General features: G+C 65.9%; 9 protein-coding genes. 6 read left to right on the forward strand and 3 right to left on the reverse strand.

Annotated features, from left to right (window positions below; all coding sequences use genetic code 11):
• Positions 1–27: 27 nt before the first annotated feature.
• The gene (locus G8760_RS18560; RefSeq protein WP_166353925.1) at positions 28–237 is read right to left on the reverse strand and encodes a DUF7455 domain-containing protein; all 210 of its coding nucleotides are present in this window, start codon (positions 235–237) and stop codon (positions 28–30) included.
• A 412-nt stretch (positions 238–649) separates the two neighbouring features.
• Here G8760_RS18560 and G8760_RS18565 point away from each other — a divergent pair, with 412 nt between their 5' ends.
• From G8760_RS18565 to G8760_RS18585, 5 genes are all read left to right on the forward strand, one after another.
• A complete protein-coding gene (locus tag G8760_RS18565; protein WP_166353927.1) occupies positions 650–2,749 on the forward strand; it encodes a DNA gyrase/topoisomerase IV subunit B in 2,100 nt (699 codons plus the stop codon).
• 16 nt (positions 2,750–2,765) lie between these two features.
• Positions 2,766–3,449 (forward strand): alpha/beta hydrolase, encoded by a 684-nt coding sequence (locus G8760_RS18570; protein ID WP_166353929.1) that lies wholly within the window; start codon positions 2,766–2,768, stop codon positions 3,447–3,449.
• Positions 3,446–4,576 (forward strand): calcium/sodium antiporter, encoded by a 1,131-nt coding sequence (locus G8760_RS18575; protein ID WP_166353931.1) that lies wholly within the window; start codon positions 3,446–3,448, stop codon positions 4,574–4,576. Before G8760_RS18570 ends, G8760_RS18575 begins: the two co-directional genes overlap by 4 nt.
• A 118-nt stretch (positions 4,577–4,694) precedes the next feature.
• Positions 4,695–5,039, forward strand: a complete 345-nt coding sequence (locus tag G8760_RS18580; RefSeq protein WP_166353933.1) for an ArsR/SmtB family transcription factor — start codon at positions 4,695–4,697, stop codon at positions 5,037–5,039.
• 71 nt (positions 5,040–5,110) lie between these two features.
• Entirely contained in the window at positions 5,111–6,706 is a 1,596-nt protein-coding gene (locus tag G8760_RS18585; RefSeq protein WP_166353935.1) for a SulP family inorganic anion transporter, read from the forward strand.
• A 38-nt stretch (positions 6,707–6,744) separates the two neighbouring features.
• Here G8760_RS18585 and G8760_RS18590 read toward each other — a convergent pair whose 3' ends face one another.
• On the reverse strand, positions 6,745–7,251 hold the full coding sequence (locus G8760_RS18590; protein ID WP_166353937.1) for a beta-class carbonic anhydrase: 507 nt from the start codon (positions 7,249–7,251) through the stop codon (positions 6,745–6,747).
• Positions 7,244–9,718, reverse strand: a complete 2,475-nt coding sequence (locus G8760_RS18595; RefSeq protein ID WP_166353939.1) for a DNA gyrase/topoisomerase IV subunit A — start codon at positions 9,716–9,718, stop codon at positions 7,244–7,246. Before G8760_RS18595 ends, G8760_RS18590 begins: the two co-directional genes overlap by 8 nt.
• Before the next feature lie 1,437 nt (positions 9,719–11,155).
• Here G8760_RS18595 and G8760_RS30325 point away from each other — a divergent pair.
• Positions 11,156–11,818: a hypothetical protein gene (locus tag G8760_RS30325; RefSeq protein WP_246222616.1), complete on the forward strand. Its 663-nt coding sequence runs from the start codon at positions 11,156–11,158 to the stop codon at positions 11,816–11,818.
• Positions 11,819–12,538 lie beyond the last annotated feature (720 nt).

Below are 12,538 nucleotides of genomic sequence, written 5' to 3' on the forward strand. Positions count from 1 at the left end.
GGATAGGCGTGTGTGTAGAGCCGCCGATCAGCCGACGGGCTCGCTGGTGGTCAGACGGGAGGTCTCGTCGTGCCATCCGAGCGACTTCGGACGTAACGTCGCCTCGAATTTGCGACCGTGATGCCCGCAGAAAAGCAGGTCCCCTTGGTCGAGAACCGCACGGACGTAGGCTTGGGCACCACAGCTGTCGCAACGGTCAGTGGTGCTGAGTGGTGTGGTCGCGAGAGTAGCTGTCACGGTCGCGCACCTTCCTGTCGATGGGCCACCGGGTGTGTTGGTGGTCGTGTCACTGCATCCGTATAAACATCAAACCATCCACGAGCGTTCCCGCCACGCTGTGGCAGGCCGGTTCGCTCTGCGCGTACAAGATGCTAGGTGACGCTGCTCACATGGGGGTGGCTTGGTCGTCGAGCCAGGGCCGACGCCGTCGTCGACTGTCCACATTCTGACACGATCTGTCTCAAATGGCACATCGATCATGGTGTCGTTCCTATTGACGCCTGCCTGGCGTCTGCTTGACCGCTGCGTCTCCTCGGCCGGCGAACATCGCCCCAGCGTGGCTGCTCGGCCGGACCCACCGCTGGGTTTATGCTGGGCCAGGCCGGTGCGTTCCTGGTGCCGGCTATCAAGGTGAGGAGGATGTGCGCCCGTGACCGCGCAGACGGCCCGTTCCACCAGCCGGGGCAGTGACTACACCGCCCGCCACCTTTCGGTTCTCGAAGGGCTGGAAGCCGTCCGGAAGCGCCCCGGCATGTATGTCGGCTCCACCGACTCGCGGGGCCTGATGCACTGCCTGTGGGAGATCATCGACAACGCGGTCGACGAAGCACTCGGCGGGCATTGCGACCGCGTCGAGGTCGTGCTTCGGGCTGACGGCTCGGCTGAGGTCCGCGACAACGGACGCGGCATTCCGGTCGACATCCATAGCAAGTCCGGCCTGTCCGGCGTCGAGGTCGTCTTCACCAAGCTGCACGCCGGTGGCAAGTTCGGCGGCGGCTCCTACGCCGCCAGCGGTGGGCTACACGGCGTGGGCGCCAGTGTCGTCAACGCGCTGTCGGCCCGGCTGGACGTCGAGATCGACCGAGACAGCCGGATCCACGCCATGTCCTTCCGCCGTGGCGAGCCGGGGGAGTATGGCGGCGACGGCCCAGATGCGCCGTTCCAGCCGTTTACCGACCACTCCGAACTCCGGATCGCGGGCAAGGTCCGCAAGGGTGTCACCGGCTCGCGGATCCGGTTCTGGGCCGACCGACAGATCTTCCTCGGTGATGCCGACTACTCGTGGGATGATCTCGTCTCGCGCGCCCGCCAGACGTCGTACCTCATCCCCGGCCTGGAACTGGTCGTCCGCGACGAGCGCGGCGAGACGCCGATCGAGGAGAAGTTCCGGCACGACGGAGGTATCAGCGAGTTCGTCGAGTTCCTGAGCCCCGGTGCGCCGGTCACCGACGTGCTCCGGGTGACCGGGCAAGACACCTTCCGCGAGACCGTACCGGTGTTGGACGACGACGGCCAGTTGGTCTCCAAAGACACCGAGCGCACCTGCGAGGTCGACATCGCGTTGCGGTGGGACACCGGATACGACACCGTGTCGCGTTCGTTCGTCAACGTCATCGCCACCCCCAAAGGGGGCACCCATACGGCCGGGTTCGAGCAGGGCCTGATCAAAGCCGTCCGCGAACAGGTGAAGGCCAACACGCGGCGGCTCAAGGCGGGTAACGACAAGATCGAGAAAGAGGATGTCCTCGAGGGGTTGACGTCGGTCGTCACGGTCCGGCTGGACGAGCCGCAGTTCGAGGGACAGACCAAGGAGGTCCTGGGGACGGCGGCCGTACGAGGCATCGTCTCCGGCGTGGTCGACCGTGAGCTCAAGGCCATTCTCGGCTCCACCAAACGCGCCGAGAAAGCGCAGGCCACAGCGGTCCTGGAGAAGGTGGTGTCGGCGGCCAAGGCACGGGTGGCCGCTCGTCAACACAAGGAGGCGGTCCGGCGCAAGAACGCCTTGGAGACGAGTGCGCTGCCCACCAAACTGGTCGACTGCCGCTCCAGCAGCCTCGAGAAGTCAGAACTGTTCATCGTCGAGGGAGACTCCGCGCTCGGCACCGGAAGGTCGGCCCGCGACGCCGAGTTCCAAGCCCTCCTGCCGATCCGCGGCAAGATCCTCAACGTGCAGAAAGCATCCGTCGGCGACATGCTCAAGAACGCCGAATGTGCCGCCATTATTCAGGTGCTCGGTGCGGGCAGCGGCAAAACATTCGACATCGACCAAGCCCGGTATGGCCGGGTGATCCTCATGGTTGACGCCGACGTCGACGGCGCACACATCCGAACGTTGCTGATCACCCTGTTCTTCCGCTACATGCGCCCGTTCGTCGAGGCTGGCCGGTTGTTCGCGGCGGTGCCGCCGTTGCACCGGATCGAGTTGGTCAACCCGAAGAAGGGCCAGGACAAGTACATCTACACCTACACCGACGCGGAACTGCACCGGGTGAGCCTCGACTTGCAGCGCAAGAATGTGCGCTGGAAAGAACCACCTCAACGGTACAAGGGTCTGGGGGAGATGGACCCCGACCAGCTGGCCGAGACCACCATGGACCCGCGGCATCGCCGCCTGCGCCGGATCACCGCCGCCAACGCCGAGGCCGCCGAGAAGGCGTTCGAGCTGCTCATGGGTAACGACGTCGCCCCGCGTAAGGAGTTCATCATCGCCGGGGCCGCTGAGCTGGACCGCGAACGTATCGACATGTAACCGGCTGGGTGGGTTCGTGGTGATCAGCTTCCTGCTCTTACATTCTCCGTTGCTCGGTCCCACGTCGTGGCGGCCGTGTGGTGAGGTCCTCGCCGCGGCTGGGCACCAGGTCGCCATCCCTGATCTGCGGTGGTGTTTGACACCGGTGGAACGGTGGTGGGACCGGGTCGTGAGCCAGGCGGCCGTGGCTTTGGGGATGGCGGGGCCGCCGGATCGGATCGTGGTGGCCGGGCATTCGGGTGCCGGGATTGTCCTGCCGCTGGTCGCTCAGGGGGTGACCGCCAGCGCCGTCGTGTTCGTCGACGCCGTCATTCCGGCCGCGTCAGGCGCCACCCGAACCGACGGTGGGCTCCGCGAGAAGGTCGCCGCACTAGCGGACGACGACGGCCTGTTGCCACCGTGGAGTTCGTGGTGGCCGCCGTCGACCATGGCTGAACTTGTACCTGACGACGCGTTGCGCCAGGCACTCGAAGCCGAACAGCTCCGGCTGCCGGAGACCTTCTACGACGTCGAAGTGCCGGTCCCGGACGGCTGGGAGCAGGCCGACGTCAGTTATGTGCAGCTGAGCCCGGCGTATGACGTCGTTGCTGCCGAGGCAGTCGATCGTGGCTGGCGTGTCGACGCCATCCCCGGCCTCCATCTCGACATCGTCCGGCGCCCGGCCGAGGTGGCGGCGGCGCTGTGTGGGGTGATCGAGTGAGCGTCGCCACCGTACTGTTCCTCTCCGGTGGTTTCGTGTTGCTGGTCGTCGGCGGAGAGGCCCTCGTCCGTGGTGCTGGTTCGTTGGCCCGCAGCATCGGGATGTCGTCGCTGGTGGTCGGGCTGACTGTAGTGTCGTTCGCCACGTCGGCACCCGAGTTGGCCGTGAGTACCGGAGCGGCGCTCACCGGCTCGCCCGGGTTGGCAGTTGGCAACGTGGTCGGCAGCAACATCGCCAACATCCTCTTGGTACTCGGCATGTCCGCGCTGTTCGTCCCACTGCTGGTGAAGTCTCAGGTGGTCCGGGCCGACATTCCGGTGATGCTGGGGCTGACCGTCGTGCTCCTGCTGCTGGTCCTTGACGGCAACGTCGGCCGGTTCGACGGAATGCTGCTGTTGACCGTCTTGCTGGTGTACGTCACGGTGACCGTTGGCATGGCGCGCCGGCGAACGTCTGAACGACCCCGAGCGCCGGTGCGTCCGGAGGTCAGCCGGCGCCGGTCGATGACTCGGGACCTCGGCCTCATCGTGCTGGGGATCGCCACGTTGGTTGGCGGTGCACAACTGCTCGTGCGCGGAGCCACCGACGTCGCGCTGGCCTTAGGGGTAAGTGAGCTCATCGTCGGGTTGACGGTCGTCGCCATCGGAACCTCGCTCCCGGAGTTGGCCACGAGCATCATCGCCGTCATTCGCGGGGAACGCGATCTTGCGGTCGGCAACATCGTCGGTAGCAATGTCTTCAACATCGGCGCGGTGCTGGGGCTGACCGCCATCATCGCCCCTGACGGGATCGACGTGGCCCCCGCGGCGGTGCGTTTCGACATCCCGATCATGTTGGCCGCAGCGGTTGTGCTGTTGCCCATCGCTTTCACCGGCCAGGCGGTAGCTCGTTGGGAGGGCGCTCTGCTGGCGCTCCTCTACGGCGGCTACATCACCTTCCTCCTGCTGCAAGCGACCGAGCATGCCGCGTTGGAGCCGTACAGCGCGGCCATGTTGTGGTTCGTCATCCCGATTGTCGGCGTCACGCTCCTGCTGTTCGCCGTCTATGAGATGGGTGTGCGCCGCGGCCGTCGTCAGGCGAGGGGGAGCGAACGAACTCACCCGCCCGATGAGTCCTCCGGGCGCTGAGTGCTGACTAGTTCCCCGGACTTCGGGGTCCTGCAGCAGTTTAGGAATTGAAGAATTCTGCAATTGTGTAGATGATGAAGTAGAACACCGCAGGCGATCCAAGGGAGGCGTACCCGTCATGCCGGTGCCGCTCTACCAAGCGAAGGCTGAGTTCTTCCGGACTCTCGGGCACCCGGCGCGGATCCGCATTCTGGAACTCTTGCAGGACGGCCCAGTGTCGGTTCGTGACCTTTTGGCCGCCATGGAGATCGAACCCTCGAACCTGTCACAACAGCTGGCGGTACTTCGGCGGACCGGTCTGGTGATCTCGGAGCGGGATGGCCAGACCGTGGTCTACCAGTGCAGCACACCTGATGTTGGGCACCTTCTCCGCGCAGCCCGGGGTATTCTCACCGATGTCTTGGCCGATCAAGGTGAGCTTCTGGCCGCGTTGCGGGACGACGCCGCAGCTAACGCGCAGTGAGCGCGCGCACGGTCCGGGTAGCCGCCGGCCGGTTTCGGTCGCTTCTGCCATCTCGGCTAGACCTCGCGTTGATGAGGCGAACTCCGGGGCGCGATCTTCTCGCCGGAGTGACGGTGGCCATCGTCGCGCTGCCACTGGCGCTGGGGTTCGGGCAGACGTCCGGGCTCGGCGCCGAGGCCGGGCTGGTTACTGCCATCGTGGCGGGTGTGCTCGCCGCCCTCTTCGGCGGTTCCAACCTTCAGGTGTCTGGGCCTACCGGCGCCATGACGGTGGTCCTGGTGCCGATCGTCGCTCAGCATGGCCCCGCGGGTGTACTCATGGTTGGCTTGCTCGCCGGCTTGCTGTTGATGGCGCTGGCGGTGGCCCGAGCTGGCCGGTACATGCGATATGTACCCGCGCCGGTGGTTGAAGGGTTCACCGTCGGTATCGCCGTCGTGATCGCCCTGCAACAGGTGCCGTTCGCCCTCGGGGTTGACGTGCACGGTGAGCGGGTGATCGGCGTAGCGTTCGACGCGATCGTGGCGTTCGGCAGGAACCCGGACTGGGGTGCGGTGGGTATCGCCGTCGGTGTCGCGGCAGTCATGCTGATCGGGGCGCGCTGGCGTCCAGTCATTCCGTTCTCGCTGGTGGCCGTAGCACTCGCGACGATTCTGGTCGAGATGACCAGCCTGACGACGGCGCACATCGGTGATCTACCTCGTGGCCTCCCGCTGCCGTCGTTGGACTTCCTACACCTGTCTGAACTGTCGCACCTGATCGGACCAGCTATCGCGGTGGCCGCGCTGGCCGCCCTGGAGTCGTTGTTGTCGGCCACCGTGGCCGACGGGATGAGCGTCGGCCAGCGGCATGATCCTGACCGCGAGCTGTTCGGGCAGGGTGTCGCCAACATTGCGGTTCCAATGTTCGGTGGTGTCCCAGCCACCGCGGCGATCGCCCGGACCGCGGTTAATGTCCGCTCCGGAGCGACGTCTCGCCTGGCCGCGATCTCCCATGCTTTGGTCTTGGCCGCTGTTGTCTTCGCATTGGCACCGTTGGTGGGCAAGATCCCGCTGGCGGCGTTGGCCGGGGTGCTGATAGCGACGGCTGTGCGGATGATCGAGGTGGGGTCGGTGCACGCGCTCGCCCGATCCACGCGTTCCGACGCCATCGTTTTGGTCCTGACCTTCGCCGCCACCGTGGTGTTCGATCTCGTGATCGCGGTTCTGCTCGGTCTGGCCGTGGCGGGCGCTCTGGCGTTACGCGCCGTGGCCAAACAGGCCCGTTTGGATCAGGTTCCGCTCGACGCCGACGACCTACCCGGCGAGCACAGCGACGAGGAGCATGCGCTGTTGGTGGAACACATCGTCGCCTACCGGATCGACGGTCCGCTGTTCTTCGCCGCCGCCCACCGGTTCCTGCTGGAGTTGTCCGAGGTTGCCGACGTGCAGGTGGTGATCCTGCGCATGTCACGGGTCACCACCATTGACGCGACGGGTGCCCTCGTCATCAAGGACGCGGTGGACCGGCTGACCGCCCGGGGCGTCAAGGTACTGATCTCTGGGGTAAAACCGGGGCAGGTGCAGGCTCTGGACTCGGTTGGAGCGATAGCCGCCGTCCGTGCCGCCGGGCACGTCTTCGACACCACACCGGAGGCGATCTCAGCCGCTCACCAGCTGGTACGTCGATGAGGAACGGGGAAACCGACGGGGCGCATTCGTCAGTGCGGTCACGTCACCGCCGTCAGTCGCCCGGTGCCGACGTCGTAGACGAAGCCACTCACGGCGATCCCGGGTGGAAAGAATGGCCACGAGCGGATCTTCTGCACGTCGATCAGCAGTGTCTCCCGTTGGTCGGATACCAGGCGGAAGTCGAGGCTGCGCACGTCGATACCCGACGCCTGCTCCACGATGTCGATCACTTGGTCGCGAGTAGCGCTGGCCATCTTGCAATTGGTATGGGGAACCACCATGATCCGGTCGACGCCGAGCAGGTGCGTAGCGAGGGCGAGCGTACGCAGGACGTCTTCGGTGACTCGGGCGCCGGCGTTGCGGATGATCTTTGCGTCCCCGGGTTTGAGACCGAGCATGTCCAGGGGTTCGATCCGTGAGTCCATACACGTGACGATGGCCAGGCCACGGGCGGCCCGCGGCGCTAGGCCATCGAGGTCGAACGTCTTGACATACTCGTCATTCGCGGCCAGGACGTCGTCGAACGCTTCGAGGTGCTCAGGCACTGAGACCTTCCTCCACTGGTAGTGTCCCGCTGACGGCAGCGATTGGCTGCCGGGCAGGGCTGCCGGAGCCGTCACGGCGGCCGGGCTCGTCCGGAAGGTCGACGGGGACACCGCTAGCCGCGGCTGCCCGGGCCGGCGCCGGGCCGGTCCATGCCAGCAGCAGAGTGTCCTCACCTTTGAGGAAGCGGTGGCAGCGCACGCCGCCGGTGGCCCGGCCTTTGGCTGGATACTCGCTGTAGGGTGTGACCTTGATGTTTCCGGCCTGAGTGCCGGGCAGCGCCGACGACGAGCCCGATATGGTGACGACGTTCAGCTCCGCGGTGGGGTCCGTCGCCCCGAAGAACCGCACCTTGGCCCCGGTGGTCAGTTTGATGCCGGCCACCCCGCCACCCGACCGGCCTTGCGGGCGCACCAGAGTGGCAGAGAAACGGAGCAGTTGTGCATCGGTGCTGATGAACACCAGGTCTTCGGACCCTGACGTCAGCTGGACCGCGCCGACGACGCGGTCGCCGTCGTCGAGCCGGATGATGTCCCAGGAGTCTTTGTTGGACGGGTGGTCGGGGGCCACCCGCTTGACGACCCCCTGCTCGGTACCGAGAGCCAGCCCGGGCGAGTCGGGGTCGAGAGTGGCCAGGCACAACAGCTGCTCGCCCGGATCGAGTTCGATGAACTCCTTGACGGGTGCACCGCCAGCCAGGGTTGGTGATGTTGTGGGTGGCAGCGCTGGCAGGTCGAGCACCGACATTCGGATGAGCCGGCCGGCGCTCGTCACCGCGCCGATCTCACCGCGGGCAGTGGCAGGCACCGACGACACGACGAGATCGTGCTTGGCCCGTTTCTCACCGGGTACGAGTGGATCGTCGCCCGCCGTGCGGGCCAGGAGCCCGGTGGACGAGAGGAGAACCCGGCAGGGGTCGTCGGCCACCTCCAGCGTCGCGGGCACACCGCGGGCTGTCGGCTTGGGGAGGCCCGTGTCTTCCAGCAGAACCGTGCGCCGCGGGGTGGCATGGCTCGCCGCGACGTCGGCCAACTCGGAAGACACGGCCTGACGCATCAGGGTGTCGTCCTCCAGCAACGCGGTCAGCTCGCTGATGGTCCGGCGCAGCTCGTCAGCCTCGCGGTCCAGCTCCAGCCGGTCGAACTTGGTGAGCCGGCGTAGCGGAGTGTCCAAGATGTAGCGGGCCTGGATCTCGGACAGGTCGAAGATCTCCATCAGGCGATCGCGTGCGGCCGTAGCGTCGTCGGAGGAACGGATCACCGCGATGACCTCATCGATGTCCAGCAACGCGACCAATAGGCCATCGACCAGGTGCAGGCGGTCTGCTGCCTTCTGCCGACGGAACTCGCTACGCCGGCGCACGACCTCTAGCCGGTGTTTGATGAAGACCTCGAGCAGTTCCTTCAAGCCCAGCGTGCGTGGCTGGCCATCGACCAGCGCGACGTTGTTGATAGAGAACGAGTCTTCCAGCGGAGTCAGCCGGTACAGCTCCTCCAACACCGCTTCCGGTACGAACCCGCTCTTCAGCTCGATCACCAAGCGCAGGCTGGTGTTGCGGTCGGTGTAGTCGACGACGTCGGCCACCCCGGAGAGCTTCTTGTTCTTGACCAACTCGACGATCCGCTCGCGGACCCGCTCGGGCCCGACCATGTACGGCAGTTCGGTGATGACGATGCCCTTGCGGCGCGCGGTGATGTTCTCCACGCGGGCCGTCGCGCGGGTTTTGAACGCGCCACGGCCGGTCTCGTACGCCTCGCGGATGCCGTCGAGGCCGACGATCCGTCCGCCGCTGGGTAGGTCTGGTCCGGGCACGAACCGCATGAGATCGTCGAGCGTGGCGTCGGGGTTGACGAGCAGGTGCCGGGTAGCGTCGATCACCTCGCCCAGGTTGTGTGGGGCCATGTTGGTGGCCATCCCCACCGCGATCCCGCTCGCCCCGTTGACCAGTAGGTTCGGGAACGCCGCCGGCAGCACCTCAGGCTGCTCGAACTGGCCGTCGTAGTTCGGCACCATGTCGACGACGTCCTCGTCGAGCGACCGGGTCAGCAGCATGGCGGGTTCAGCCAGGCGGCACTCGGTGTACCTGTAAGCCGCGGGACCCGCGTCCAACGAGCCGAAGTTGCCGTGGCCGTCGACCAAGGGCACACGCATCGCCCAGGGCTGCGCCATCCGCACCAAAGTGTCGTAGATGGCGCCGTCGCCATGTGGATGCAGCTTGCCCATGACGTCGCCGACGACGCGGCCACACTTGACGTGGGCACGGTCCGGGCGCAGGCCCATCTCGTTCATCTGGAACAAGATGCGCCGCTGTACCGGCTTCAGGCCGTCGCGGGCGTCCGGGATGGCCCGAGAGTAGATAACCGAGTACGCATACTCGAGGAAGCTGCCCCGCATCTCATCGGAGACGTCGACATCGATGATCGTCTCCTCGAAGTCTTCGGGTGGGGGAGTCTTGGTTCCGCGCGCCATGGGCCCCATTCTTACCCCTGCCACCGACGAGTTCCGGCAGCGACCCACGTCTTCGGCGTGATGTCGGGCATGCCGCGCCGGGTATAACCGCCGGGGAAGTCGGGTGGCGCTTAAGGGTACGAGTACGCGACGAGCTGCCAACCGGGGGTGTTCTGGTCGGCTGGGTTGTGTTGTGGTCGGGGTGGCCTGTGTTGTGGTCGGGGTGGCCTGTGTTGTGGTCGGGGTGGCGGCGCCGGAGGTGGTGTCCGGTGACGAAGCGTCGGCTGTGGCTTCTTGTCCACTGCCGACATGATCTCCAGCGCGCCAAATAGTTCCGCCTGGCCATGACGGTTGATCCGAATGAGTGTTCGAGTTAGGATGGGTGTAGTTGCCGGGAGAGTTCGTCTGGCTCTTCGAGACGGCGTGTTGACGAGTGCTTTTTCCTTCAGGTGTGTCGAGCTGGCACACATACTCCTTTCCTCTGCGCGTTGGAGTGTTTGGTCGTCCGGCGCATGCAGTTGGTGCCTGATGTGGGAGCGCATGTCATGTTCGTCTCCGACCGGAATGGTCATGTCCACAGTGGCGGCGGGGTTGATGCGCCGGTACCTGTCCCCGACGGACTGGCGACGATGCCGCCTGGTCCTGCTTTGGCTGCCCTGCTTGCCGAGCTTCCTATGCAGCGGGTGTGCGGATATGACACGGTTGAGATTCTGACAGCAGCGTACCGCCAGGCCAATCATGACCGAGCGGTGTTCTTGCAGGCCATGCTCGAGACCGGGATGCGGCGGGCGCATACACCTGACACCGTCGCCCGCTTGGAGCACCCGGGCGAGTTTGCCGCTGAGGAGGCTCGGGCGGCGCTGGTATGGTCGCGTCGCCGTTCTGACACCACGTTCGCGCTTGCGTATGACGTGCACTTCCGGCTGCCGATGCTGGGGGAGGCGATGCTGGCTGGCGAGCTGGACGAGCCGCGCGCGGCGGCGTTCACGCACTGGACAGTCGGATTGAGTGACGATCAGGCAGCACAGGTCTGCTATGACTTGCTGCCGGCGGCGGCTTCCATGCTGGTGGGCGAGTTGATCGACGCGCTCAAGCGGGCTGCGATCGCCATTGACCCGGAATGGGCAGGTCGGCGGTACCGGCAGGCGGTCAGAGGCAGACGAGTGCAAGGGTCGCGGAACCCGGATGGCAGTGTGAATGTGTCCGGGCTAGATCTCCCAGTCGACCGCGCGGCGGCAGCGTGTCACCGGGTCGATACGTTGGCCAGGAGATGTAAACGTGCTGGAGACACTAGGCCCAGCAACCACATCCGGGCCGACCTCTATCTCGGCATGTTGGATGGAACTTTCCAAGCGATGGATGACGGGGACATCGTCAACCATGTGCTGGCCAACCCGTTCGTGGAACCTTCAGCATCCCCCGCAACGCCCCGCCCGGATGACGACGGCGGTGCCCTTGATGGCGGCGACGCACCTAGCTCGCAGCCCGGCGGCGGTGGTGGGTCTTCGGGTGGGTCTTCGGGTGGTGCTGGGTCGCCTGGCGGTGTTGGTGGTGCTGGGTCGCCTGGCGGTGTTGGTGGTGCTGGGTCGCCTGGCGGTGTTGGTGGTGCTGGGTCGCCTGGCGGTGTTGGTGGTGCTGGGTCGCCTGGCGGTGTTGGTGGTGCTGGGTCGCCTGGCGGTGTTGGTGGTGCTGGGTCGCCTGGCGGTGTTGGTGGTGCTGGGTCGCCTGGCGGTGTTGGTAGTGCTGGGTCGCCTGGCGGTGCTGGCCAGCGGGATGTTGGCGGCGCAGGGAAGGGCGGAGTTAACTCTGCGTATGGTGACTGCGCCGGCCGTCCGGATCGCGAGTATGAGGCTTCCCATTCGGATCCTAGACCGTCGGACGTTGAGCGGCGGGCGTCTCGCCAGCTTGATGGTGGCGGTCCAGACACCGACTCGCGGCATCGTGGCGGGCCCGGTGATGGCGGGCCCGGTGACGGTCGTCCCAATGATGCTGGACGTTGGACGCCTGGTGAGTTGCGGGTCGGCCTGGCGACTCTGCTTGGTTTGGACGAGCGGCCGGCTGAGCTCGTCGGATGGGACTTCATTCCGGCGGCTCTTGCCCGCCAGATCATTCTCACCATGACCAGCGCGGAGTTCAGATGGGTTCTGTGCGATGCGGAGGGGCACCTGGTGGCCACCGGCATTACCTCAGCACGTCCGGATGGGGGTGCCCCGGCTGGTGGTGTGTCTGGATCGGGACGTGGCGTCGTCGAGTTGCAGCTACGCGGCGACGAGGTCTCTCGTGTCGCCGCGGTGGCACATTCGGCGCGTCCGGACTACAAGGACGTCGTCGACGATGTCATCGCCCTGATCACTGTCTCTGGGGTTGATGTTGCGCCGGTGCCGGGACTGGACGGTAAGTCCGGGGTGGAGAAGGCTTCCGAGTCTTCTGCGTCGGACCATAGCCGGCGTCGTACCCCGGGGGCTCGGTTGCGTCGATTGGTGCAGATCCGGGATCGGAAGTGTACGCATCCGGCCTGTCGGGCTCCGGCGCGGCATGCTGACCAGGATCATGTCGTCGACTATGCACATGGCGGGCTGACGACGGACGCCAATCTGGCCTGTTGCTGCCGACATCATCACAGGTTGAAGCATTGTGGGGGATGGGCAGTGGCGAAGCCGGGTCCGCTCACCACGGTGTGGACCAGCAGCCTAGGGCGCCGTCATACAAATATCGCGCCACCGATCATGCCAATGGTGTCCGCGCCGCGGCCATACGCTGGCTATCCGGCCGATTCGATTCCGTCCAGCCTGGGCTGTGGTTGTTGTGGCTACTGCGGTTGTGGGCCAACGTTGCCTTCTG

This window comes from Phytoactinopolyspora limicola (assembly GCF_011320225.1).
Classification (GTDB): Bacteria; Actinomycetota; Actinomycetes; order Jiangellales; family Jiangellaceae; genus Phytoactinopolyspora; species Phytoactinopolyspora limicola.